A 23,890-nucleotide genomic window follows, 5' to 3' on the forward strand; every position below is an offset into this window, starting at 1 on the left:
GCGATGATCGTCGACGATCTCGCCGCGCTGGAGGCGCTCTACAGCGCGCCCCTGGCGCCCGCCTCGACGGTGAAGGTGGCGGCCGCGATCACGCCGGACTACGCGGCGCTGATCGCGGCCTCGCCCTTCGCGGTGCTGGCGACCGCCGGCCCGGAAGGGCTCGATTGCAGCCCGCGCGGGGACCGGCCGGGCTTCGTGCGGGTCGCCGACCCGCGCACGCTGATCCTGCCGGACCGGCGCGGCAACAACCGGATCGACTCGCTCCGCAACGTCGTGCGCGACCCGCGGGTGGCGCTGCTGTTCCTGATCCCGGGCTCGGGCACGACGCTGCGTGTGAACGGCCGGGCGGTGATCTCGGCCGACCCGGACCTGCTCGCCTCGTTCCGGGTCGACGGCCACGCGCCGCGCACCGCCCTCGTGATCACCGTCGCGGAGGTGTACTTCCAGTGCGCCCGGGCGATCATCCGGGCCGGGCTGTGGGATCCGGAAGCCCGCGTCGACCCGGGAAGCCTGCCGACGCCGGGGGCGATCCTGGCGGCGCTGACCGCGGGCGAGGTCGGCGGCCAGCGCTACGACGCGGAATGGCCGGAGCGGGCGGCCAAGTCGATGTGGTGAGGGTGGCGTCCGCGACATCCCCGTCCTTGCGGGCGGAGCGGAGCGATCCGGTGTCGCGCCACCTTCGGGGATGTCGCGCCGCCCTGGGTCGCTTCGCTGCGCTCGCGATGCCGGAGCGTCACCTCATCCCACCAGCGCGAGATCCCGCGTCTCGGTGTCGGGGATGACGTCGACCTCGACCTTGAGGCGCTGCTTGCCCGAGCCGCTGACGATGCCGTCGACCGGCGCCACGTCGCCGTAATCGCGGCCGCGGGCCACCACGATGTGGTCGTCCCGCACCGCGACGCCGTTGGTCGGGTCGAGGCCGAGCCAGCCGGCGCCGCACCAGACCGCCACCCAGGCGTGGCTCGCATCCGCCCCGCGCAGGCGCGGCCGGCCGGGCGGCGGCACCGTGCGCAGGTAGCCGCTGACATAGGCCGCGGGCAGGCCCATGCCGCGCAGGGCCGCGATCATCACGTGGGCGAAGTCCTGGCAGACCCCGGCCCGGAGCGCGAAGGAGTCGGCGAGCGGCGTCGAGACGGTGGTGGCCTTGGAATCGAAGCGGAAATCCCGGCCGATCCGCAGCATCAGGTCGTGGGCCGCCCCGTAGGCGCTGCGGCCTGCGGCGAAGCTCGGCCGCGCGTAGTCGGTGATCGCGGGCAGCAGCGGCACCCGGCTGCTCGGGAACAGGAAGTGCACCGGCGCCCGGCCGCCGAGGTCGCGCCCGGCGAGAACGGCGTCGCGGACCCGCTCCCAGGGCATCCCGGATTCGGGCGGCGGCGGGGCCGGGCGCTCGACCCGCACGGTGGAGAGCGCCTCGACGCTGAAGGTGGTGTGGGGCGTCTCCAGGGTGATCGCCACCGCGTCGATCCCGAGATAGTCGCGCCGCATCACCGCGCGGGCGGGGCTCGGGTCGATCGTGACGGCGCTCGCCAGCACGCTCTGGCCCTCGCAATCCTGCGGCTTGAGCCGCAGGGTGCAGCGGGCGAAGTGCACCGGCCGGCCGTAGCGGTAGGCGGTGCGGTGGCGCAGCGTGTAGATCATCCCGGCCACCGCCCATCGCGACGTCCGTCGCCTGCGGTCGCCGGCAAGCGCGAAGGCGCGCCGCAGCCCGTGCTGCGGATCGTCCTTGAGGCGGCAGCGTCAAGGACACACAGCATCAAGCCAGCCCCGTCAGCTTCTCGGGGCGCAGCGCGTTCGGCCCGGTGGGGAAGTAGCGGGCCGCGATGCCGTCGGCGAGGCGCTCGAGGTCGGTCGCGAGCGCGGTCAGGCGCACGGCGTCGAAATCCGCGGCCTCGCCGCTGCGCAACTCCGCCAGGATCCGCGTCGCGAGGCGGCAATGGGGCTCGGGGATCCCGTCCGCGGCGAGCGCCGGCAGGTCGGCGAGGTGCCGGGTGATCGCCTCCGCCTGGAAGGCGATCGAGCGCGGGTTGTAGGGGTCGAGCAGCACCATGTCGCGCACGGGGTCGAGGGCCGCCCCCTGCAGGTAGCGCCGCCCGTAGCTGATCTGCGAATCGCACAGGGACAGCATCACCCCGAGGCAGCCGGGGGTCGCCTCGTCGTTGGCGAAGGCCAGCGCGAAGGCGCCGGTGTTGATCGCCCGCTCGATCCGCCGCCCGAGCTCGATGAAGTGCCAGCCCTCGGCGCGGCTCATGTTCTCGTGGGTGAGGCCGGCGAGCGCCGCGAGCTGGCTCAGGGCCCGCTCGGCCCGGCCCGCGAGCTGCGACTCGGTGAAGGCCCGCTCGGTGTTGAGGGACAGGAACTCGTTCAGGTCGGCGAGCACCCGCCACGCCTCGCCCGACAGGCGGGCGCGGAGCGCGGCGGCGTTGCGGCGGGCCGCGATGACGTGGGACCGGGCCGAGCCCGGCCGGTCGCGCCCGGCCAGCGCCTCCTGGGCGAGGCGGGCGGTCGGCAGGTCGGCGGCCGCGATGGCGCCCCACTCGTGCAGCAGCGCCCGGAGCGCCAGGGCCGCCGGCGTGTCGAGGGCGCCCGAGATGTCGGTCCCGACGGCGTCGCCGACGCTGCGCAGGTGGGCGAGCACCAGCCGGATCACCGCCTCGCCGCGCTCCAGGTAGCGGCCGAGCCAGAACAGGCCGTCGGCGGCCCGGGCGGGGAGGTGCCCGCCGACCCGCCGCACCCGCGGCGCCGCCTGCGTGCCGATCAGGGGCGCGGCGACCGGCTCCTCGGACAGGACCCAGACGTCGGCGGAGCGGATGCCGAGCCGCAGCTCGATCGGGTCGACGTCCTCGCGCTCCGAGACCCGGCAGAAGCCGCCGGGCATGACCTGCCAGCCGAGGGGCGTCCGCGCGGCGAAGACGCGGACCACGAAGGGGCGGGGCGTCAGGAACAGGCCGTCCGGGCCGCGCTCCCAGCCCGGCATCGTCGAGAGCGGCGCCGCCTCCTGGGCGACGTAGTCGAAGGGCCGGTCGCGCAGGGCCGCCACGACCCGCTCGCGCTCGGCTGCCAGGACCGGGCCGGCCAGGATCGCGTCGCGCCCCGCCCCGCGCTGGGGCGTGGCGGCCGGGCGCAGGGTCAGGCTGTCGAGGTTGGCCCGCGCGTGCGCCAGGCCCTCGAGGTCGCCGCACCACCACGTGCGCGGATGGCCGAGCCGCAGGGGCTCGCCGAGGACGCGCCGGGCGATGCCGTCGAGGTAGGGGGCGAGGGCGGCCGACTCGACGAGCCCCGCGCCCGGCATGTTGGCCATCACCAGGGAGCCGTTGCGCAGGGCGTCGAGGATGCCGGGCACGCCGAGGCGCGAGGCCGGGTTCAGCTCCAGGGGGTCGAGGAAGTCGGCGTCGATCCGCCGCCACAGGGCGTCGGCCCGCTTCAGGCCCGAGACGGTGCGCACGTGCAGGCGCCCGTCGCGCATGACGAGGTCGTCGCCCTCCACCAGCATCAGGCCGAGGTAGCGGGCGAGCGCCGCCTGCTCGACGTAGGTGCTGCTGTAGGGGCCGGAGGTCAGCAGGCAGATCCGCGGGTCGGCGCGCTCCGCCCCCAGCGCCAGCCCGTCGCGGAACGCCTGGAAGAAGGCCGGCAGGCGCTCGACGTGGAGGTCCTGGAAGAAGTCCGGGAAGGTCCGGGCCAGGACCATGCGGTTCTCCAGCGCCCAGCCGAGGCCCGAGGGCGCCTGGGTCCGGTCGGCGAGCACCTGCCAGCGCCCGTCCGGTCCCCGGCCGAGATCGGCCGCGTAGAGCTTGAGGTAGTGGCCGCCGGGGGGCGCGACCCCGTGGAGCGGGTGCAGGAACTCGGGCGTGCCGGCCACGATCGCGGCGGGGAGGAGCCCCTCGGCGACCAGCCGGCCCTCGCCGTAGGCGTCGGTGAGGATCGCCTCCATCAGCTCCGCGCGCTGGACGATGCCGGCGCTGAGCGCCGCCCATTCCGGCCCCTCGATCACCAGGGGCAGGCAGCCCAGCGGCCAGGGGTGCTCGCGCTGGTCGCCGGCGATGCGGAACGAGATGCCCGCGTCCCGGATGTGCCGCTCCGCCGCGACGAACCGGGCCATGATCTCCGGCTCGGTGAGGCCGCCGAGACGGTCGAGCAGGCGCGGCCACGCCCCGCGGGGCGCGCCGTCGGGGCCCAGGAACTCGTCCGGCCGGCCGGGGGCGGGGCGGTAGCCCGCGCTCCAGCGGGCGACGCGCTCGCGCGCGCCCTCCGGCCGCTCGGCCCGGCCGCGGCTGCCCGCGAGCGCCGCCTCCATCACGGATCCCGGGTCATCGCGGCTCGCGGATCCACGCAGCGTGGACGACGTCGCGGCCGCAGAGCGGAGCGCGGGTCCCTCTCCCGCACGGGAGCGGGGGCGCGTCGCGCTCTGCCGCCCGCGCCGGTGTCCGCCCCGGATGTCCGAACATCGCGGGTCATTGCGAGGCCGGCGTCCGCAGGTCGAGGGTCAGCGGGAACTCGGCGCTCGATTCCGGGCGGGGCATCTCCAGCCGGCCGGGCGTGTGGCCGTTCGGCTGGAACCGGGCGAGGCGCCGCCCCTCCGCCTCGTAGGCATTGACCGGGTGGGTCTCGTAGTTGCGCCCGCCCGGATGGGCGACGTGGTAGCGGCAGCCGCCGAGGGAGCGCCCGCTCCAGGCGTCGAGGATGTCGAAGGTCAGCGGCGAGTGCGCGGGGATCGTCGGGTGCAGGGAGGAGGCCGGCTGCCACGCCTTGAAGCGCAGGCCCGCCACGGCCTCGCCGCCGCGGCCGGTGGAGGTCATGGGCAGGCGGCGGCCGTTGCAGGCGATGACGTGCCGCTCGGGCACGAAGCCCTCGACCCTGACCTGCAGCCGCTCGACCGAGCTGTCCACGAAGCGCACGGTGCCCCCGCTGGTCCCTTCCTCGCCCATCACGTGCCAGGGCTCCAGCGCCTGGCGGAGTTCCATCCGGACCCCGCCCTGCTCGACCGTGCCGAAGACCGGGAACCGGAACAGGGCCTGCGCCTCGAAGGCGACCGGATCGAAATCGTACCCCGCCGCCCGGAGATCCTCCAGCACCGCGAGGAAGTCGGACCAGAGGAAATGCGGCAGCATGAACCGATCGTGGAGGTTCGTGCCCCAGCGGACACAGCCGCCGGTCTGCGGCTCGCGCCACAGCCACGCCACGAGGGCGCGGAGCAGGAGCTGCTGCGCGAGGCTCATCCGCGCGTCCGGCGGCATCTCGAAGGCGCGGAACTCCAGGAGGCCGAGGCGCCCGGTCGGCCCGTCCGGCGAGTAGAGCTTGTCGATGCAGATCTCGGCCCGGTGGGTGTTGCCGGTGACGTCGACGAGGATGTTGCGGAAGATCCGGTCGACGAGCCAGCGCGGGATGTTGGGCGCGTCCGGGGCCGGCACCTGGGCGAGCGCGATCTCCAGCTCGTAGAGCCCGTCGTGGCGGGCCTCGTCCATGCGCGGCGCCTGGCTCGTGGGCCCGATATAGAGGCCCGAGAACAGGTACGAGAGCGACGGGTGGCGCTGCCAGTAGAGCACGAGGCTCTTGAGCAGGTCCGGCCGGCGCAGGAACGGGGAATCGTCCGGCGTGACGCCGCCCATGACCACGTGGTTGCCGCCGCCGGTGCCGGTATGGCGCCCGTCGGTCATGAATTTCTCCGCGCCGAGCCGGGTCTGGCGGGCCTCGGCGTAGAGGTCGGTGGTGATGGCGACCGCCTCCCGCCACGAGGCGGCCGGGTGGACGTTCACCTCGATCACGCCGGGATCGGGCGTCACCTTGATGACGCCGATCCGCGGGTCGTAGGGCGGCTCGTAGCCCTCGAGGTGGATCGGCAGCTTCAGCGCGGCGGCGGCCGCCTCCAGGTGGCCGGCGAGCTCCAGATACTCGTCGGCGCGCTGCACCGGCGGCATGAACACCCGCACCACCCCGTCCCGGGGCTCGAACGACAGGGCCGTGCGCACCGCCACGCCGGTGATGCCGGCGCCGTTGACCACAGCGGCGCCGGGATGGCCCTCGGGGTGCCCGTCGGGGAGGGCGGCGCGGGGCTCCAGCGGGTCCTGCGGCTGGTAATAGGGATAGTGCTCCGGCGGCACGTAGGGCAGGGACGACAGCGGCAGGCGGAAGCCCACGGGCGAGTCGCCCGGGACCAGGAAGGCGGCGCCGCGCCGGAAGTCCCACGTCTCCGAGATCCAGACGCGGTCGGCCTCGCCGCCCTTGCCGGTGGGCAGGCTCGCCAGCGGCAGGACGTAGCCCGCCGCCTCCCCGAGGCCCCGCGCGTAGACCCGCCTGATCCGGGCGTCGAACTCCACCGAGCCCGACTTGGCGTCGCCCGGCGTGACGTTGACCGGCAGCTCCGCGGTCTTCCGCTCCCAGAGCTCCCCGTCCTCGAAGGCCGGGAAGACGTAGTCGGCGAGGCCGAGGCGGCGGGCCAGCGCGTCGGCGAGCGCCTCGGCCTGCGCGATGGTGGCGTGCCCCGCCTCCCCGGCGGCCACCTCCGGCGCGATCAGGTCCGGGTCGCGCCAGATCGGCTTGCCGTCCTTGCGCCAGTAGAGCGCGAAGGCCCAGCGGGGCAGGCTCTCGCCGGGATACCACTTGCCCTGACCGTAATGGAGCAGCCCCCCCGGGCCGAACCGGTCGCGCAGGCGCCGGATCAGCTGGTCGGCGAGCCCGCGCTTGGTCGGGCCGACGGCCGCGATGTTCCACTCGGGCGATTCGAAATCGTCCACCGACACGAAGGTCGGCTCGCCGCCCATGGTCAGCCGCACGTCCTGCGCGGCGAGGTCGGCGTCGACCCGCTCGCCCAGCGCGTCCATGGCGGCCCAGACGTCCTCCGAGAACGGCTTGGTGATCCGCGGCGTCTCGGCGACGCGGGTGATCGTCATCGCGAAGTCGAACTCGGTCTCGGCCGGCTCCATCGCCCCCGAGATCGGCGCGGCGGAGTGGTAGTGCGGCGTCGCGGCGAGCGGGATGTGGCCCTCGCCGGTGAGCAGGCCCGACGTGGCGTCCATGCCGACCCAGCCGGCGCCCGGCAGGTAGACCTCGGCCCAGGCGTGCAGGTCGGTGAAGTCCGCCGACGCGCCGGTCGGCCCGTCGACCGCGGTCGTGTCGGGCACGAGCTGGATCAGGTAGCCGGAGACGAACCGGGCGGCGAGGCCGATCCGGCGCAGCACCTGCACGAGCAGCCACGCCGAGTCGCGGCAGGAGCCGCTCTTCAGCCGCAGGGTCTCGGCGGGGGTCTGCACGCCCGGCTCCATGCGGACGCCGTAGGCGGTCTCCCGGGCGATCAGGCCGTTCAGCGCCACCAGGAACTGGACCGTGCTGGTCTCCTCCGGGAGACGGGCCAGCAGCGCCTCCATCTCGGGACAATCCGCGTCGACGGGCGTGAGATACGGGGCCAGCTCCCCGGCGAGGGCGGGGTCGTACGCGAAGGGCCGGACCTGGACGTAGTCCTCCACGAAGAAGTCGAACGGGTTGATCACCGCCATGTCGGCCGTGAGGTCGACCTCGATCCTCAGCTCGTCGGTCTTCTCGGGGAAGACCAGGCGGGCGAGCCAGTTGCCGCTCGGATCCTGCTGCCAGTTCAGGAAGTGGTTGGCGGGCGTCACCGTGAGCGCGTAGGCCGGGACCTTGGTACGGGCGTGGGGGGCCGGGCGCAGGCGGATCACCTGGGGCCCCAGGCTGATCGGCCGGTCGTAGCGGTAATGCGTGACGTGGTGCAGGGCGGCTCTGATCGACACGATGGCTCCGTCGGAAGGATCGAACGCGGTCGCGCTGCCGGTCCCTGGCGCCGGCGCCCACCGCACGGTTATGCGACACGGATCGCGCAACAAGCAATTTCCGTGCGTCGCCCGTCCGTCCGGGGCGCTGGCAGGAACTTTGCCGCCCGGCCCCGCTTGACCGGCAGGTGGGCCGGCCGCCGGCCCGGGACCGCGCGATGAAGATCTTCCAGTGCCAGGCCTGCGACCAGCCGGTCACCTTCGAGGCGACCGCCTGCGAGAGCTGCGCGCGGCCGCTGGGCTACGCCTGCGCGGTCCACGAGGTCTCGGCGCTGGAGCCGCAGGGGCTCTCGGCCCACCCGCTGATGGGCGGCGCGCAGATCTTCCACGCCTACGCGGATCCCGGCCGGCGCTACCGGCTGTGCAACAACGCCCTCGCGCAGGCCTGCAACTGGCTGGTGCCGGAGGACAGCCCCGACATCTACTGCACCGCCTGCCGCCACAACCGCGTGGTGCCGGACCTGTCGCAGCCCTGGAACCTCGCCCGCTGGCGCCAGATCGAGGCGGCCAAGCACCGGCTGTTCTACTCGCTGCTGCGCCTGGAACTGCCGCTCGCCACCCGCGCCCAGTACACGGACGGGCTGGCCTTCGACTTCCTGGTCGACCCTTCCGAGAGCGTCTCCGGCGGGCCGCCGGTGCTGACGGGCCACATCAACGGCCTGATCACCATGAACATCGCCGAGGCCGACGACGTCGAGCGGGAGCGCCGCCGGATCCTGTTCGGAGAGCATTACCGCACGCTGCTCGGCCATTTCCGGCACGAGATCGGGCATTACTTCTGGTACCTGCTGGTGCTGAACAGCCCCGACTGGGACGCCTTCCGGGCGCTGTTCGGCGATGAGCGCCGCGACTACGTCCAGGCGCTGCAGGACCACTACGCGAGGGGCGCCCCCGCCGACTGGGACGAGGCCTACGTCTCGGCCTACGCCACGGCCCATCCGTGGGAGGATTTCGCCGAGACCTTCGCGCACTACCTGCACATCGTCGACACGGTGGAGACCGCCTCGACCTTCGAGCTGCACGTGCGCCCGCGCCTGCGCCAGCGGGGGCCTTCCGGGCCGCAGGCACCGACCGTGATCGACTTCGACCCGTACAACACGGCCGACCTCGACCGGCTGATCGCCGCGTGGCTGCCGCTCACCTACGCGATCAACTCGCTGTCCCACAGCATGGGCCAGCCGGCGCTCTACCCGTTCAAGCTGACACCCGCGGTGATCGCCAAGCTCGCCTTCGTGCACGAGCGGGTCTACGCCTCCCGCACCGGCACCCTGCCGGATGCCGGCGCGGCGGGCGCCGAGATGCTCCGCGCGGTGATCCTGGGCCTGCGCCAGAAGGTGGCGGCGCCGACGGCGTGAGGGTGGTGGTCGCGGCAGACACGCCGTCTCGACGCGATGACGGTCGGAGGAGCGCCTCACGCCCCCCCGTGCCGCTCCGCGAAGGCGCGGAACGCCGCGAGCGTCTCGGCGCTGACGTGGTGCTCGATCCCCTCGGCGTCCCGCCGCGCGGTCTCGGGGCTCACGCCCAGCGCGCACAGGAAGCGCTCGACGATGCGGTGGCGCTCCCGGGCCTGGGCGGCGAGCCGGCGGCCGGCCTCGGTCAGGAACACGCCGCGATAGGGCCGCTGCTGGACGAACCCGTCCTCGCACAGGCGCTTCAGCATCTTGGCGACGGTCGGCTGCGCCACGCCGAGCCGGGCCGCGATGTCCACCTGCCGCGCCTCGCCGCCGTCGCCGATCAGGTCGTCGATCAGCTCGACGTAATCCTCCACGAGTTCCGAGCGCCGGGCCTCGCGGGCCTGGCGGAAGCTCTCCACGTGGCGCTCGGGATCGACCAGCGCGGTCTCGGGCGAGCCCGGCTCGGACGGTTCCTGCATCGGCTCTCCCCCACCGCGGTCCGCGCGGGCCGCCCCGACCCCTGTCTAGCAAACACCGCCACCTTGAGGGGAGTCCCGCGGGGCCGATACCGGCGGCCGCTGCCGGCCCCTTGAATCCAACCCCTTGAATCCTGGCCGCGAACCCTGAATATAGCCTCCGCTATATCTTTGAGGAGAGGGTTCGAGCATGGTGGCGCCGAACGCCGCGACGGCCCCCGGGCGCGCCGCGCCCGGGGCGATGAGCCGGCGGACCGAGGGCGCGATCCGCGACGTCCTCGACGGCCGTCCCGGCGGCCGGGCCCGGTTCCTGCTGTTCGCCGGCCCCGCCGTGACGGCGTCGATCGCCTACATGGACCCCGGCAATTTCGCGACCAACATCCAGGCCGGCGCCCGCTACGGCTACGGCCTGCTCTGGGTGGTGCTGCTTGCCAACCTGACGGCGATGCTGTTCCAGGCCCTGTCGGCCAAGCTCGGCATCGTGACGGGCAAGAACCTCGCCGAGCACTGCCGGGACGCGACGACGCGGCCGGTGCGCCTCGCCCTGTGGGGCATCAGCGAGGTCGCCGCCATGGCGACCGACCTCGCGGAGTTCCTCGGCGGCGCGATCGGCCTGTCGCTGCTCACCGGCATGCCGCTCATGGCCGGCATGGCGATCACCGCGGTGGTCACCTACGCGATCCTGCTCCTGGAGCACGAGGGCTTCCGGCCGCTGGAGATCGCCATCGGCGCGATGGTCGGCACGATCGGCCTCTGCTACGCGGTCGAGCTCCTGATCGCGCCCGTGGCCTGGGGCGAGGCCGCCAAGGGCCTCGTCACCCCACGGATCCCGGACGCGCAGGCGCTCACCATCGCGGTCGGGATCATCGGCGCCACCGTGATGCCGCACGCGCTGTTCCTGCATTCGGGCCTGACCCAGGGCCGGGGCAATCCCCGCACCGAGGCCGACCGGCGCCTGCTGGTCCGCTACTCGAACCGCGAGGTGGTGGTGGCGCTGCTGCTGGCGGGCCTCGTCAACATGGCGATGGTGATCATGGCGGCGGCGGCCTTCCACGTCGGCCACAGCGAGGTGGCGGAGATCGGCGAGGCCTACCGCACCCTGACGCCGCTCCTCGGGCCCGCCGCGGGGGCGGCCTTCCTGGTGTCGCTGCTCGCCTCCGGGATCTCCTCCTCGGTGGTGGGCACGCTCGCCGGGCAATTGGTGATGCAGGGCTTCACCGGCTGGCGCATCCCGCTCCTCGTCCGCCGGCTCGTGACCATGCTGCCGGCCTTCGCGGTGGTGGCGATCGGCGTCGACCCGACGCAGGCGCTGGTCCTGTCGCAGGTGGTGCTGTCGCTCGCCCTGCCGGTGCCGATGGTGGCCCTGGTGGTGTTCACCCGGCGCCGCAGCGTGATGGGCCCCTTCGCCAACGGGCCCATCACCCAGGCCGCGGCCGTGGCGGGGGCCGCCCTGGTGCTGGCCCTCAACATGGTGCTGCTGGCGGTCGCCTTCGGGGTGCCGGTGCCGGGGCTGGAGTGAGAGCCCCGCCGGCAGCCCTGACGACGGCCCCGCTCAGGTCGCCCGCACCACCACCTCCACGAGGTTGGCGCCCCCCGAGCGGATCCCGGCCTCGATCGCCGGGGCGATGTCGGCCGCCCGGGTCACCCGCCGGGCGGGCACGCCCATCGAGGCGGCCAGCGCCGGGAAGTCGATCCGCGGGTCGGTGAGGTCCATGGCGATGAAGCGGTTGGCGCGCACCGAGGCGTAGTGCGCCTGGCCCTTCATGAAGGTCTTGAGGATGTTGTACTCGGCGTTGTTGATCACCACGAAGGTGACCGGCAGCTTCTCGTGCGCGGCGGTCCACAGGGCCTGCGGCGAGTATAGCGCGGCGCCGTCGCCCACGACACAAACGACAGGCGCACGATCAAGTCCCAAAGAGAAACCCACCGCGGCCGGCATGCCCCAGCCGAGCACGCCGCCGCGCATCGCCGCGTACTGGTGCGCGGAGGGGCTGTCGAGGAAGGTGCGCAGATGGGTGAGCGTCGCGGGCGCCTCGTCCACGATGGTGGTCTCGGCCCCGACCGCGCGGGCGACCTCCCGGGCGGCGACCAGCGGCGCGATCACCGGATCCTCGAAGGCCGCGTCGGCGGCGGCGGCGAGCTTCGCCCGGCGCTCGGCCCGGGCGGTCACCGCCTGGGCGCGCAGGCCCGCGAAGGCGTCGGCCCGGTCGGCGAGGCGGGGCGCGAGCAGCGGCAGCAGGGCGTCGAGGGAGGCGCGGATGTCGCCCACCGTCGACAGGCAGGTGGCGTAGGTGCGCCCGAGGTCGCGCACGTCCGCCGAGAGCTGGAACACCTGCACCCCCGGCGGCACCGCCGAGACCTCCGAGTAGAGCACGGTGATCAGCGACTTGCCGCCGAGCGCGAACACCGCGTCGTAGCGCCCGAGGATCTCGGCGATGGCGTCGGCCCGGGTCGGCAGGTTCCCGGCCCAGAGCGGGTGCGCGGTGGGGAAGGGGATGTGGGCCGGCCAGGACGAGCCGTAGACCGGCGCCGCCAGCAGGTCGGCGAGCGCCACCATCTGCGCCGAGGCGTCCGAGGCGTCGATCTCGTCGCCCGCGATCAGCGCGAGGCGGCCCGGCGCGATGGCGGCGAGCTTCTCCGCGAGGCGGTCGAGGGAACCCGCCACGGCCCGCTGGTCGATGGTCGAGGTCTCGCCGGCCGGCACCGCCGACAGCGCCTCCATCACGTCCATGGGCAGGGACAGGAAGACCGGCCCGGAGGGGGCGGCCCCCGCGTCGTGGAAGGCCCGGCGCAGCAGGATCGGGATCTGGTCCGGGCTCGTCACCTCGCGGGCCCACTTCATCACCGGGTCGGCGATGGCGACGAGGTCGCCCATCAGCAGCGGGTCGGTCAGGGCGTGGCGGAGATCCTGCTGCCCGGCGGTGACCACCAGCGGCGTGCCGGAGACCTGGGAATTCACCAGCCCGCCCATGGCGTGGCCGAGGCCGCCCGCCGTGTGCAGGTTGAGGAAGGCGGGCCGGCGGGCGCCCTGCGCGTAGCCGTCCGCCATCGCCACGGCGGTCGCCTCCTGCAGGGCGAGGATGTAGGCGATGTCCGGCGCCTCGGTGAGCGCGTCGATGAGCGGCAACTCGGTGGTGCCGGGATTGCCGAAGATGTAGCGCACGCCCTCCGAGCGCAGCACCTCCACCAGGAGGTCGGCGCCCCGGCGGCGGCCGGCGGTCTCCACGGTCTCGATCGGCATGCCCTGTCCTCTCCGACGGAATCAGCCGGAGGCTACCCCATGGGCGGACCGGGGCAATGCCGGCGCCGCCCCGCGCCGCCCCGCGCCGGGCGGCAACTGACCGGCAACCGATCGGCAGCCTTTTCGGCGTAGCCTCCGGCCGGGACGCGCCCGCGCCCCCGGGCGCAGGCCCGCCGATCCACGCCACCGACCAGGACGACACATCATGCGGATCGCGGCGCCCCTCGCGCTCCTCGCCACCCTGGTGGCTCCCCCGACAGCCCTCCTGGGCCTCGCCGCGGACGCGCGGGCGCAGGGGCTCGAGCGCGGGGCCCAGGAGGGCGCCTCGCGCGGCGAGGAGATGGCGGGTCCCCTCGGGGCGATCGTCGGCGGCGCGATCGGTGCGGCCGTGGGCACCGCCAACGGCATCCTCGGCGTCGACCGGCGGGAGCGGTTCCGCATCTACGCCCGCGGCGAGCGCCGCCCCTCCATCGCGCTCGCGGGACCCGTGCGGGTCGGCACGGTGCTCCCGGAGGACGGCATCGTGTACTACGATGTCCCGCGGGAGTTCGCCCTGCCGGATTACAGCTACACGATCGTCAACGACCACCCGGTCCTCGTCGACCCGCGGTCGCGCCGGATCGTGGAGGTGATCGACTGACGGCCTGGGCGGCCGGGGATCCGGCGCGAGGGAGAGGGGGAGCCGATGCCGAGAAGGGTGGGGATCCGGGCGGCGCTCCCGGTAACGGGCCTGGTGACGGGATGAGCGCGCGCGACGCCGCGGATGCCGGACGGCGGCACTGGTTCTACGACAGCCGGATCCTGGTCTGCACCTTCTGCCTGCTCGCGGTCATGGTCATCTTCTGGCAGGTGAGCCGGTTCGAGGGTTTCCAGCCGATCTTCACCTGCGCGCGCAATCAGGACGTCGATCGCGACCTGCTCTCCGTCGGGATGCGCGCCTGCATGGGCGACGCGCCCTCGCAGGCCGCCCAGGCGCGCTGCATGCACGTCGTCTACCTGCTGGCCTGCACGGACGAGCGGTGGCGCTGACGCCGCCGCGCGCGGGCCCGTCCGCGGCGGGGCGGGTTCCGCTCAGGCGCGCAGCTCCGCCACGAAGGCCCGGATGAACGGCGGCAACCCGTCGAGGTCGCGCAGGCACAGGGTCAGGTCGCGCCGCGCCCAGGCGTCGGCGAGGGGCACCACCGCGAGGGCGAGGCCCTGCGCGGCGCGGGCGGCGGCGCTCTCGGGCAGGATCGCCAGCCCGACCCGCGCCTCGACGAGACGGCAGACAGCGTCGAAGTCCCGGAGTTGGACACGCAGGCGCATCGGCCGCCCCTCGCGCACCGCCTGGGCGACGAGGAAGCGGCTGATGGCGCTGCGCCGGTCGAGGCCGACGAGGTCGTGGCCGAGCACCTCGGCGAACGGGATCGTCCCGCGCGCGGCCAGGGGATGGTCCCGGGCCGCCACCAGCACGAACCGGTCCTCCCGGAACGGGAAGGTCTGCAGCGAGCCGGTATCCACCGTGCCGGACAGGATGCCGAGATCGGCCGCCCCCTCGGCCACCAGCCCGACGATCTCCTCGGAGGTGCGCTCGTCGATCTCGACGCCGATCCCGGGGTGATCGGCCAGGAAGGCCGAGAGCGCCTCCGGCAGGAATTCGGTGAGCGCGTTGGTGTTGGCCAGCACCCGGATCTGCCCGAAGGCGCTCCCCGAGAAGGCCGCCATCTCCTCGCGCAGGCGCTCCACCCCGGCCAGGACCTCCCGGGCATGGACGAGGAGCGCGCGCCCGGCCGGGGTCGGGCTGACGCCCTGCCGGCCCCGGGTCAGCAGGGCGGCGCCGAGGGATTCCTCCATCAGCCGGATCCGCGTCGAGGCGGCCGCCAGGGCGAGGTTCGCCCGCGCGGCCCCGTGGGTGATCGAGCCGGCCTCGACCACGTGCCGGAACAGGCCGAGATCGACGAGATCGAACCGCATCATCGCGAAGGCGCCTCCCGCCGCGCCGTCCGGCCGGCGCGCTCCGGGCCGCCTGGGACCCGTCCCGGTCCCCGTCGGGGGGCCGCGCGGCCGCGTCAACCCTTCGTCCCGGAGCCGGGCCGCGGCGGCCGCGGCGATCCCCGTTACAGACGCGCCGATCCTTCAGGCGCCCCGGAGCGGATGAGGCCGGCTCTCCGCCCGTCGATCGCCGCGGCCTCACCTGTCTCCGACAGACGAGGACAGGAATTCACGCGCACTACGCCCCTGATTAAAATAAAACTTCCAAATATAGCCCAGAGCGAAGATTTACCACCCGTTAATGCCGCATCCTTCAATGCTGCTCGACAGTCTTGCGAGGCGTCGCGGCGATGGTTCCTGTGTCGACATACCCGGTCCGGCGGCCGCCCCGGGATCGCCTGCGCCGGCCCGGGAGCCGCTGATGGACGCGCTCCTCGTCGACGACAGCGCCACCATGCGGATGCGGCTGCGCCTGCTGCTGGAGGCCAAGCCCGACGTGTCCGTCACCGATCACGGCGACCCGGTCGCCGCCATGGTCGAGGCGCGGACGCGGGCCTTCGACCTCGTCCTGGTCGACTGCCACATGCCCGACATCGACGGGATCGCCTTCATCCGGCAGATGCGGACCATCCCGCACTACGCGCAGGTGCCCATCGTGATGGTCACCAGCGACATCTCGGACGCGGTGCGGCTCGCCGCCCTGGAGGCCGGAGCGACCGATTTCCTCGACAAATCCATGCAGGGCGTCGAACTCACCGTCCGCCTGCGCAACCTGATCCGGCTCGCCCGGGCGGTGCGGCGGCTGGCCGAGCAGGCCGCCTGGCTCGACGGCGAGGTGGAGGCCGCCCTGCGCCACATGCGCGAGCGCGAGGAGGAGATCATCTTCCGGCTCGCGCTGGCGGTGGAGTACCGCGACAACGACACCGGCGACCACACGTGGCGGGTGGCCCGCTACAGCCAGATCGTGGCCGAGGGGCTCGGGCTGGCGCCGGAGACCTGCCGCAACCTCTACCTCGCGGCGCCGCTGCACGATGTCGGCAAGGTCGGCATCCCGGACGCCGTCCTGCTGAAGCCCGGCCGGCTCGACCGGGACGAGTTCGACCTCGTCAAGACGCACCCGGCGATCGGCCGGCGCATCCTGGGCGGGAGCGCCTCCGAGCTGATCCGGCTGGCCGCGGAGATCGCCGAGTTCCACCACGAGCGGTGGGACGGTGGCGGCTACCCGCACGGGCTCGCCGGCGCCGCCATCCCCCTCTCGGCCCGGATCGTCGCGGTGGCGGACGTGTTCGACGCCCTGACCACGGCGCGGCCCTACAAGGACGCGATGCCCTTCGAGGCGGCCCTGGACTGCGTCCGCGCCGAGAGCGGTCGCCATTTCGACCCGGACTGCGTGGCGGCGTTCTGCGCGCGCTTCCCGGACATCCGCGTCGCCGGCGGGCGGACCCGGGCGGGCATGCGGCCGAGCGCCGGGCCGGTCACGGAACCCTGGGCTCGGGTCCCGACCCTGCTGCGCGAGGTCGCCCCCGCGGCGCCCGGCCCGGCGGAGTGGCGCGCCGACACCCTCGACAGGATCCTGGAGCCGTCATCGGCCCTGTCGGCGAACCCGGAGGCGTTTGCGCCGTTGATCCCCGACCCGCACGGATCACGGACGGAGCCGGACCATGACCCCGACTTGGAAGACGCTGCCGGAGATCGCCCTGGCGCACGGGATCTCCCTGGAGGATGCCCAGCGCCTCGTGGACGGGGCGAACTGCCCGAAGGTCTTCCGCGCGGACGGCACCGTCTACCTCATCTGAGCCCGTCCCATCCGGGTGCATCCCATGCGGGCGCGCCCCGCGAGGCCGTCCCGGGCGGATGACGCGCGGCCCGGCGGGCCCTAACCTGCCGGCATGCGCATCGTCCACACGCCCGATTCGAGCCGGCACGATCCCGAGCGCTACATGCGCCGCGGCGCGCCGATCCCGCATCCCGAGCAGGCGGCCCGCTACGCGATCCTGCGGGACGCGGCCGTCCGGGGCGGCCACGACCTCGCCGAGCCGGCCGATCACGGCCTCGACCCGATCCGGGCGGTGCACGATCCCGACTACGTGGCGTTCCTGGCCGAGGCCTGGGCGCGCCGGGACGCGATCTCCGGCATCGGCGACGAGATCCTGACCGGGGCCTTCGCCCGGCCGCAGATGCACCGGAAGCCCGCCGGCCTCCTCGGGCGCCTGGGCCTCTACACCGCCGACACCTCGACGCCGATCCGCGCCGGCACCTGGGCGGCGGTCTACGGATCGGCGCAGTGCGCGGTCGCGGCCGCCGACGCTGCGCTGGCGGCGGGGCACGCCTACGCCCTGTGCCGCCCGCCCGGCCACCACGCCTACGCGGACTCCGCCGGCGGCTTCTGCTTCCTCAACAACAGCGCCATCGCGGCCGAGCGGATGCGCGCCGCGACCGGCGGCCCGGTGGCGATCCTCGACATCGACGTCCATCACGGCAACGGCACGCAGGGGATCTTCTACGCCCGCGCCGACGTGCTGACCGTCTCGGTCCACGCCGACCCGTCCGACTACTTCCCGTTCTTCGCCGGCTACGCCGACGAGACCGGCGCCGGGGCGGGGGCGGGGTTCAACCGCAACCTGCCGCTGCCGCCGGGCTCGGGGGACGCGCCCTGGCTCGAGGCCGTCGAGGCGGGCCTCGCGGCGATCACCGCGCACCGGCCCCGGGCGCTCGTGGTGGCGCTCGGCCTCGACGCCGCCGCGGACGACCCGATCGGCGCCCTCGCGGTCTCCCGGGGGGGCTTCGTCGGGGCGGCGGAGCGGATCGCCCGGTCCGGGCTGCCCACGGCGCTGGTCCAAGAGGGCGGCTACCTCTGCGCGGCCCTGCCGGACAACCTCGCGGCCTTCCTCGCCGCCTTCGACGCCGCGCGCTAGGCCGAACGCCGCGGGCGCGCAGAAGGTGCCCAGTGCAAGGTGCGCAGTGAAGCTGCGCAGTGAAGGCGTGATGCGATCGTGATCGCCGGGGCGCCGGATCGGCCGCCCGGATATGGTCGACCCGATGCCACAACCGACCTATCAGGGCGGGGCGGGCGCCGCAGACGCGTCCCGGGCGGGAGGAACGGGCGATGGACGCGGGCGACGTGGGCATGCGCGAGGCGGCCGGCGCTCCGTGGCACGCGGGTCTCACCCGGCGCCACTGGCGGATCCTGTGGGGCAGCTATCTCGGCTGGATCTTCGACGGCTACGAGGCGGTGGCCCTGGTCTACGCCCTGCGCCCGGCTTTGGCCTCGATCCTCACCCCCGAGCAGGCCCAGGCGCCGGCCTTCTACGTGGGCCTCGCCATCGGCATCACGCTGCTCGGCTGGGGGATCGGCGGCCTGATCGGCGGGATCGCGGCCGACTACATCGGCCGCAAGCGCATGATGATGGTGTCGATCCTGGGCTACGCGCTGTTCACGGGGCTCACCGCCTTCGCGGAGAGCTTCACGCAGCTCGCCGTCCTGCGCTTCATCACCGGGCTCGCCATCGGCTCGGAATGGTCCACCGGCATCGCCCTCGTGGCCGAGACCTGGCCGAACCGGGCCCGCCCGAAGGGCTGCGGCTTCCTGCAATCGGGCTTCGGCGGCGGCGCGGTGCTCGCCGCCATCGTGTGGGCCGTGCTCGCCGCCACCGAGCCCCTGGGCGCGGAATCCTGGCGGATCCTGTTCGCGCTGGGCGCGCTGCCGGCCTTCGTGTGCCTGTACCTGCGCCGGGCGCTGGAGGAATCCGAGCAGTGGATGCGGGCGCTCAAGGCGCAGCGCTGGGCGGCCACCGCCGAGGATGCGGAGGACGCGGACCGGGCCCCGCGGAGCGCGCGGCGCCCGTTCTCCCTGACGGAGATCTTCCGCGAGCCCGAGAGCCGTCGGCGGGTCCTGCTCGCCACGCTCCTGTCCTTCGCCACCACGGTGGGCTGGTGGGCGGTCTCGTCCTGGCTGCCAGCCTACACCGAGGGGCTCGCCAAGGCCGCGGGCGCGCCGGCCAATGTCTGGGGCCCGCGCATGGGCATCGTCTACAATATCGGGGCGATCACCGCCTACGTGATCTCGGGCTTCGTGGCCGACGCGATCGGGCGCCGCGCCTTCCTGCTCGTGACCTATGCCGGCTGCATCGCCACGTCGCTCGCCTGCTACCTCTGGACCGGCGGGCTGGTGCCGTTCATGGCGCTCGCCTTCCTGAACGGGTTCTTCACCCTGGGCTTCGCCTTCTCATGGATGGCGATCTACCTCGCGGAGCTGTTCACCCCGGCGGTCCGGGCGACGGCGTCGAGCGCGGTCTTCAACGGCGCGCGGCTGATCGCCTGGATCTTCCCGATCCTGGCCGGGCAGATCGTGACCGCCTTCGGGGGCGTCGCCGCGGCGGCGCTGACCCTGTCGAGCGTCTACGTGATCGGCCTCGTGGTGCCGTGGTTCATGCCGGAGACGCGGGGCCGGCCGCTGCCGGAATAGGTCGGTCCGGCCCCCGCTCGGTCGGAGCGGGGGCCGGTCCTGGTCCTAGTCCTCGTCGTCCTCGTCCTGGTGCCGGCCCTTGAGCTTGGCGAAGACCGAATCGGCGTCGAGCCGCTCCTCGCGGCCGCCGTGATCGTCCTCGTGGTCCCGCTCGTCGGCGTCGCGGGCCGTGGAGACCTCGGTCGGCAGCAGCGAGGCGCCGGACTCGGCCGCCACCGCGGCCGGGCGGTCGGCCGCCGCGCGCTGGACCTCGAAATCGAGGTTGATCTGGGTGGTCAGGCCGAGGGTGACCGGGTCCATCGGCTGGAGCGAGCCCGAGTTCCAGTGGGTGCGCTCGCGGATCTGCTGGATCGTCGACTTGGTGGTGCCCACGAGCCGGATGATCTGCGAATCCTTCAGCTCGGGGTGGTTGCGCAGCAGCCACAGGATGGCGTTCGGCCGGTCCTGGCGGCGGGAGAGCGGGGTGTAGCGCGGGCCCTTGGTGGTGCGCTTCACCTCCGGCAGCTTCACCTTCGAGACGGCGGGCTTGAGCTTGTAGTGCGGCGCCTTCTGGGCCTTCTCGATCTCGTCGCGGGTCAGCTGGCCGGTGGAGACCGGGTCGAGCCCCTTGATGCCGGCTGCGACCTCGCCGTCGGCGATGCCCTTCACCTCCAGCGGGTGCAGCTTGCAGAAATCGGCGATCTGCTCGAAGGCGAGCGAGGTGTTCTCGACCAGCCAGACGGCGGTCGCCTTCGGCATCAGCGGACCCTGGGACATGCTTCTCGTGCTCCGGCCTGGCGGGACGGGGGCCGGGCATCGGGCCGCGGGCTCCGGATGACCGATCCGGATGTCCCGTCTCACGCTGTCGAATGGGGATGACGCACTATAGGCCCGGGCGGGGAGGGGCGCAATCGCGGGTTGGACCCGTTCGGAGCCCGGCGTGCCGATTCTACCGGCGGCCGGATCACCGGCGCCGACTGGTCGCCCTCAGCGCGGGCGCACCCCGTCGAGGAACAGCCGCACCGCCGCCTGCCGCCGCCGCTCCTGCGCCTCCGGGTCGGTGGCGATGCCGTAGAGGGTCGCCTGGGACGACCGGCCGAGGACGAGGCTGAGGAACAGGTCGGCCGCGATCTCCGGATCCGCCACGGCGATCCGCCCGCGCCGCGCGAAGGCGTCGAGCAGTTGCGCCACCGCGCGCACGCCGCGCAGCCAGCCCTCCTCGTGGGCGAGGCGGGCGAGTTCGGGAAACTGCAGCGCCTGGGCCACGAGGTTGCGCTTGAGCATCGCCGCGCCCGGCGACTGCCCGTGGGCCAGCAGGGTGCGGCTGAGATCCTCCAGGGCGGTCTCGACGTCGTCGCTCCCGCCCTGCGCGGCCTGGGCCTCGGCCGCGGCGGAGAGCGGCGCCAGCCACGCGGCGATCCGCTCGCGCAGGACCGCCTCGAACAGGGCCCGCTTGTCGCGGTAGCGCGCGTAGACCGTCGGCTTGCTCATCCCGGCGGCCTCGGCCACCGCGTCGATGGAGGTGGCGTCGAAGCCGCGCTCCAGGAACAGAGTCGTGGCGACGGCGATCAGGTGCGCCTCGCGCCGGGCCGCCTCCGCGCGGGTCGGCCGGCCGCCGCGCCGCGGGCCCGCCTCCGCCCGCTCGATCTCCGTGACCGTCACCCCGCGATCCTCCTTGCTCACCACCGCCGTTCGTCCTATTAAAACGATACCGTACCGTTTTGATTCTGGCCAGACCCGATGGACGCACGTCGCAGCGACAGCTTCAAGAGCGCCGACCCGGTCGCGGGTGCGCCGCTCACGACCCCGGTCACCGCCCCGACCACCGCGGCTGTCACGCCCCCGGTCTCCGCGCCGGTCCCGGCCACCGTCTCCGCACCGGCGCCGCGCCGCCGCCGCGCGCGGATCGTGCTGCCCTTCCTCGGCCTGCTCGCGCTGGGCGGGGCCGGGACCTACGGCTGGCACTGGTGGAGTGTCGGGCGCTTCCTCGAGGTGACCGACGACGCCTATCTCCAGTCCGACAAGGTCACGGTAGCGCCGCGCATCGCCGGCACCGTCGCGGCGGTGCTGGTCGGCGACAACCAGCCGGTGAAGGCCGGGGACGTCATCGCCCGCCTGGACGACCGGTCCTACCGGGTCCAGCTCAGGCAGGCCGAGGCCGAGGTCGAGAAGGACCGGGCGCAGATCCTGGGCGTCGCCTCGGCGATCGTCCAGCAGCGGGCGCAGGTCGCCTCGTCGCGGGCCGACCTCGCCAACGCCGAGGCCGCCCTCACCTTCGCGCAGCAGGAATACACCCGCTACCAGAACCTGCTGCAGACCGGGTCCGGCACGGTGCAGCGCCAGCAGCAGGCGGAGTCCGACCTGCGCCAGCGCCACGCCGCCCGCGACAAGGCCGCCGCCTCGCTCGACGCCGCGCAGAAGCAGATCGACAGCCTGCAGGCGCTCGAGGCCAGCACCCGCGCGAGCCTGGAGGGCGCGCAGGCCAAGGTCGAGGGGGTGAGGCTCGACCTGAGCTACACCACCATCGTGGCGCCGATCGACGGCGTGGCCGGCGACCGGGCGCTGCGGATCGGGCAGGTCGTCTCGGCCGGCACCGGGCTCCTGACCCTCGTGCCGATGGGCCGCGACATCTACCTCGTGGCGAACTTCAAGGAGACCCAGACCGGCCGCATGGTCGAGGGCCAGCGCGTCACCTTCACGGTCGACGCCTTCGGCGACCACGCGTTCCGGGGCCGGATCGAGAGCTTCTCCCCGGGCACCGGCTCGCAATTCGCGCTGCTGCCGCCGGAGAACGCCACCGGCAACTTCACCAAGGTGGTGCAGCGCGTGCCGGTGCGCGTCGCCCTCGACCCGTCGGATCCGCTCATCGCCCGCCTGCGCCCGGGCCTGTCGGTGGAGGCCACGGTCCACACCCAGGATCCGGTCGAGCCGGTGCGGCCCGCCCGGCCGAAGCCCGCTCCGGCCCTCGTCAGCGAGGCCCTGCCCCGATGAGTCCGGCCCCGACGAGCCCCGTGCCGGCCGTGGCCGTACCCGAGGCGAAGGCGAGCGCCCGGGACTGGCTCGCCGTGTTCGGCGCGATCCTCGGCGCCTTCACGGCGATCCTCGACATCCAGATCACCAACGCGTCGCTCGCCGACATCCAGGGGGCGCTCGGCGCCTCCACCGAGGAGGGGAGCTGGATCTCCACCGCCTACCTGATGGCCGAGATCATCGTGATCCCGCTCACCGGCTGGCTGTCCTCGGTGATCGGCCTGCGCCGCTACCTCGCGGTGAACACCATGCTGTTCACCGCCTTCTCGCTGGCCTGCGCGCTGTCGACGACCTTGGGCCAGATGATCCTGTTCCGGGCCGGCCAGGGCTTCACCGGCGGCGTGCTGATCCCCACCGCCATCGTGATCGTGCGCACCCGGCTCTCGAAGGCGCAGCAGCCCATCGGCATCGCGCTGTTCGGGCTGACCGCGACCTTCGCGCCCGCGATCGGCCCGACGGTCGGCGGCTGGCTCACCGACAACCTGTCGTGGCACTACATCTTCTACCTGAACCTGATCTTCGGACCCGTGGCGGCGGCGATCCAGCTCGGCGCCTTCGACAGCGTGCCGGCGCGCTGGGGCGAGCTGCTCAAGGGCGACTGGATCGGCATCGGCCTGATGGCGATCGGCCTGCCGGCCCTGACCTACGTGCTGGAGGAGGGCCAGCGCAAGGACTGGTTCGGCTCGCAGGTCATCGTGAACATGTCGCTGCTGGCGGCGGCCGGCATCGCCGGCTTCATCGTCCGCGAGCTCACGACCGAGCGCCCGTTCATCAACCTGCGGGTCCTGGCCAACCGCTCGGTCGGCGGCGCCTGCGTGCTGATGACCGTGCTGGGCGCGGTCTCGTTCGGGTCGATCTACATCATCCCGGTCTACTGCGCGCAGATCCAGGGCTACAACGCCCAGCAGATCGGCTACGTGGTGATGTGGTCGGGCCTGCCGCAGCTCGTCCTCTTCCCGATGATGCCGCTGCTGATGCGGACCTTCGACGCCCGGGTGCTGGTGGTCACCGGCACGCTGTTCTTCATCGCGAGCTGCTGGATCAACGTCGGCCTGACCCACGATGTCGGCGCCGACCAGCTGATCCTGCCGCAGCTGATGCGGGCCATCGGCCAGCCGCTCTTCACCATCCCGCTGTCGCAGCTCTCCACCGTCGGCCTCGCCCCGCGCGACACCGCGGACGCCTCCGCCCTGTCGAACATGATGCGCAACCTCGGCGGCTCGATCGGCATCGCCATGCTGTCGACGATGATCGACCGGCGGGAGCACTTCCACTTCTCGATGCTGGCCGAGGCGATCACCGTCAACGCCACCCGCACCCAGGACCGGCTCGCGGCGCTCGCCGCCGGGATGCACGCCCGCATCGCCGACCCGCTGGCCGCCAAGGGCGCCGCGCTGGGCCAGCTCGCCGCCCAGGTCCGCCGCGAGGCCTACGTGATGGCCTACGCGGACGGGTTCTGGCTGGTGGGCGTGAGCCTCGTGGCGAGCCTCGCCGTGGTGGCCATCCTCAAGAAGCCGCAGCGCGCCGCCGGGCCCGTGGAGGCGCACTGAGCGGCC

General features: G+C 73.6%; 18 protein-coding genes. 10 read left to right on the top strand and 8 right to left on the bottom strand.

The genetic code is table 11. The features are described from left to right. Positions 1-3: 3 nt before the first annotated feature. On the top strand, positions 4-615 hold the full coding sequence (locus tag ACLBYB_RS18135) for a pyridoxamine 5'-phosphate oxidase family protein (protein WP_020093309.1): 612 nt from the start codon (positions 4-6) through the stop codon (positions 613-615). A 123-nt stretch (positions 616-738) separates the two neighbouring features. Here ACLBYB_RS18135 and ACLBYB_RS18140 read toward each other — a convergent pair whose 3' ends face one another. The 3 genes from ACLBYB_RS18140 to ACLBYB_RS18150 form a co-directional block, all read right to left on the bottom strand. Next, the gene (locus ACLBYB_RS18140) at positions 739-1,638 is read right to left on the bottom strand and encodes a transglutaminase family protein (RefSeq protein WP_447693350.1); all 900 of its coding nucleotides are present in this window, start codon (positions 1,636-1,638) and stop codon (positions 739-741) included. 115 nt (positions 1,639-1,753) lie between these two features. Then, on the bottom strand, positions 1,754-4,291 hold the full coding sequence (locus ACLBYB_RS18145; protein WP_447699588.1) for a circularly permuted type 2 ATP-grasp protein: 2,538 nt from the start codon (positions 4,289-4,291) through the stop codon (positions 1,754-1,756). 157 nt (positions 4,292-4,448) lie between these two features. Beyond that, positions 4,449-7,739 (bottom strand): transglutaminase family protein, encoded by a 3,291-nt coding sequence (locus ACLBYB_RS18150; RefSeq protein ID WP_447699589.1) that lies wholly within the window; start codon positions 7,737-7,739, stop codon positions 4,449-4,451. A 197-nt stretch (positions 7,740-7,936) separates the two neighbouring features. Between ACLBYB_RS18150 and ACLBYB_RS18155 the strand changes: the two genes are divergently transcribed. Next, positions 7,937-9,133, top strand: coding sequence for a zinc-binding metallopeptidase family protein (locus tag ACLBYB_RS18155; RefSeq protein WP_026604947.1), 1,197 nt, complete (start codon positions 7,937-7,939; stop codon positions 9,131-9,133). Between the two features lie 56 nt (positions 9,134-9,189). Here ACLBYB_RS18155 and mntR read toward each other — a convergent pair whose 3' ends face one another. Beyond that, positions 9,190-9,651, bottom strand: a complete 462-nt coding sequence (mntR, locus tag ACLBYB_RS18160) for a manganese-binding transcriptional regulator MntR (RefSeq protein WP_020093314.1) — start codon at positions 9,649-9,651, stop codon at positions 9,190-9,192. Between the two features lie 187 nt (positions 9,652-9,838). On the opposite strand from mntR, the gene ACLBYB_RS18165 reads away from it, so the two are divergent. Next, positions 9,839-11,167 (top strand): Nramp family divalent metal transporter, encoded by a 1,329-nt coding sequence (locus tag ACLBYB_RS18165; protein WP_447699590.1) that lies wholly within the window; start codon positions 9,839-9,841, stop codon positions 11,165-11,167. A 33-nt stretch (positions 11,168-11,200) separates the two neighbouring features. On the opposite strand, the gene ACLBYB_RS18170 is transcribed toward ACLBYB_RS18165, so the two are convergent. After that, positions 11,201-12,889, bottom strand: a complete 1,689-nt coding sequence (locus tag ACLBYB_RS18170) for a thiamine pyrophosphate-binding protein (RefSeq protein WP_447699591.1) — start codon at positions 12,887-12,889, stop codon at positions 11,201-11,203. A 205-nt stretch (positions 12,890-13,094) separates the two neighbouring features. Between ACLBYB_RS18170 and ACLBYB_RS18175 the strand changes: the two genes are divergently transcribed. Next, positions 13,095-13,529 carry a DUF1236 domain-containing protein gene (locus tag ACLBYB_RS18175; RefSeq protein ID WP_447699592.1) on the top strand — a complete coding sequence of 145 codons (435 nt, stop codon included), beginning with the start codon at positions 13,095-13,097 and terminating at the stop codon, positions 13,527-13,529. A gap of 101 nt (positions 13,530-13,630) precedes the next feature. Next, positions 13,631-13,918: a hypothetical protein gene (locus tag ACLBYB_RS18180; RefSeq protein ID WP_020093318.1), complete on the top strand. Its 288-nt coding sequence runs from the start codon at positions 13,631-13,633 to the stop codon at positions 13,916-13,918. A 42-nt stretch (positions 13,919-13,960) separates the two neighbouring features. Here ACLBYB_RS18180 and ACLBYB_RS18185 read toward each other — a convergent pair whose 3' ends face one another. Next, a complete protein-coding gene (locus tag ACLBYB_RS18185) occupies positions 13,961-14,845 on the bottom strand; it encodes a LysR family transcriptional regulator (protein ID WP_091677452.1) in 885 nt (294 codons plus the stop codon). Positions 14,846-15,281: 436 nt separating this feature from the next. On the opposite strand from ACLBYB_RS18185, the gene ACLBYB_RS18190 reads away from it, so the two are divergent. From ACLBYB_RS18190 to ACLBYB_RS18200, 3 genes are all read left to right on the top strand, one after another. Continuing rightward, positions 15,282-16,718, top strand: coding sequence for an HD domain-containing phosphohydrolase (locus ACLBYB_RS18190; RefSeq protein ID WP_447699593.1), 1,437 nt, complete (start codon positions 15,282-15,284; stop codon positions 16,716-16,718). 31 nt (positions 16,719-16,749) lie between these two features. Beyond that, entirely contained in the window at positions 16,750-17,775 is a 1,026-nt protein-coding gene (locus ACLBYB_RS18195) for a histone deacetylase family protein (protein ID WP_447699594.1), read from the top strand. A gap of 191 nt (positions 17,776-17,966) precedes the next feature. Next, complete coding sequence (locus ACLBYB_RS18200) at positions 17,967-19,325, top strand: MFS transporter (protein ID WP_447699595.1); 1,359 nt, start codon at positions 17,967-17,969, stop codon at positions 19,323-19,325. Positions 19,326-19,370: 45 nt separating this feature from the next. Here the strand turns inward: ACLBYB_RS18200 and ACLBYB_RS18205 are convergent, their stop codons facing one another. Next, positions 19,371-20,081: a DUF1013 domain-containing protein gene (locus ACLBYB_RS18205; RefSeq protein ID WP_020093323.1), complete on the bottom strand. Its 711-nt coding sequence runs from the start codon at positions 20,079-20,081 to the stop codon at positions 19,371-19,373. A 210-nt stretch (positions 20,082-20,291) separates the two neighbouring features. Then, positions 20,292-20,966: a TetR/AcrR family transcriptional regulator gene (locus tag ACLBYB_RS18210; protein WP_091926397.1), complete on the bottom strand. Its 675-nt coding sequence runs from the start codon at positions 20,964-20,966 to the stop codon at positions 20,292-20,294. Between the two features lie 78 nt (positions 20,967-21,044). On the opposite strand from ACLBYB_RS18210, the gene ACLBYB_RS18215 reads away from it, so the two are divergent. After that, positions 21,045-22,295, top strand: a complete 1,251-nt coding sequence (locus ACLBYB_RS18215; protein ID WP_447699596.1) for an HlyD family secretion protein — start codon at positions 21,045-21,047, stop codon at positions 22,293-22,295. Beyond that, positions 22,292-23,884, top strand: a complete 1,593-nt coding sequence (locus tag ACLBYB_RS18220; protein WP_447699597.1) for a DHA2 family efflux MFS transporter permease subunit — start codon at positions 22,292-22,294, stop codon at positions 23,882-23,884. The genes ACLBYB_RS18215 and ACLBYB_RS18220 overlap by 4 nt, the downstream gene beginning before the upstream one ends. The last annotated feature ends 6 nt before the right edge of the window (positions 23,885-23,890 follow it).

It is taken from the genome of Methylobacterium sp. D54C, from assembly GCF_053345595.1.

Bases quoted from the DNA above. Each gene is read 5' to 3' on its own strand.
- ACLBYB_RS18135 (WP_020093309.1), top strand. From the start codon at position 4: ATGATCGTCGACGATCTCGCCGCGCTGGAGGCGCTCTACAGCGCGCCC.
- ACLBYB_RS18140 (WP_447693350.1), bottom strand. From the start codon at position 1,638: ATGATCTACACGCTGCGCCACCGCACCGCCTACCGCTACGGCCGGCCG.
- ACLBYB_RS18145 (WP_447699588.1), bottom strand. From the start codon at position 4,291: ATGGAGGCGGCGCTCGCGGGCAGCCGCGGCCGGGCCGAGCGGCCGGAG.
- ACLBYB_RS18155 (WP_026604947.1), top strand. From the start codon at position 7,937: ATGAAGATCTTCCAGTGCCAGGCCTGCGACCAGCCGGTCACCTTCGAG.
- mntR (WP_020093314.1), bottom strand. From the start codon at position 9,651: ATGCAGGAACCGTCCGAGCCGGGCTCGCCCGAGACCGCGCTGGTCGAT.
- ACLBYB_RS18165 (WP_447699590.1), top strand. From the start codon at position 9,839: ATGGTGGCGCCGAACGCCGCGACGGCCCCCGGGCGCGCCGCGCCCGGG.
- ACLBYB_RS18170 (WP_447699591.1), bottom strand. From the start codon at position 12,889: ATGCCGATCGAGACCGTGGAGACCGCCGGCCGCCGCCGGGGCGCCGAC.
- ACLBYB_RS18175 (WP_447699592.1), top strand. From the start codon at position 13,095: ATGCGGATCGCGGCGCCCCTCGCGCTCCTCGCCACCCTGGTGGCTCCC.
- ACLBYB_RS18180 (WP_020093318.1), top strand. From the start codon at position 13,631: ATGAGCGCGCGCGACGCCGCGGATGCCGGACGGCGGCACTGGTTCTAC.
- ACLBYB_RS18185 (WP_091677452.1), bottom strand. From the start codon at position 14,845: ATGATGCGGTTCGATCTCGTCGATCTCGGCCTGTTCCGGCACGTGGTC.
- ACLBYB_RS18190 (WP_447699593.1), top strand. From the start codon at position 15,282: ATGGACGCGCTCCTCGTCGACGACAGCGCCACCATGCGGATGCGGCTG.
- ACLBYB_RS18195 (WP_447699594.1), top strand. From the start codon at position 16,750: ATGCGCATCGTCCACACGCCCGATTCGAGCCGGCACGATCCCGAGCGC.
- ACLBYB_RS18200 (WP_447699595.1), top strand. From the start codon at position 17,967: ATGGACGCGGGCGACGTGGGCATGCGCGAGGCGGCCGGCGCTCCGTGG.
- ACLBYB_RS18205 (WP_020093323.1), bottom strand. From the start codon at position 20,081: ATGTCCCAGGGTCCGCTGATGCCGAAGGCGACCGCCGTCTGGCTGGTC.
- ACLBYB_RS18215 (WP_447699596.1), top strand. From the start codon at position 21,045: ATGGACGCACGTCGCAGCGACAGCTTCAAGAGCGCCGACCCGGTCGCG.
- ACLBYB_RS18220 (WP_447699597.1), top strand. From the start codon at position 22,292: ATGAGTCCGGCCCCGACGAGCCCCGTGCCGGCCGTGGCCGTACCCGAG.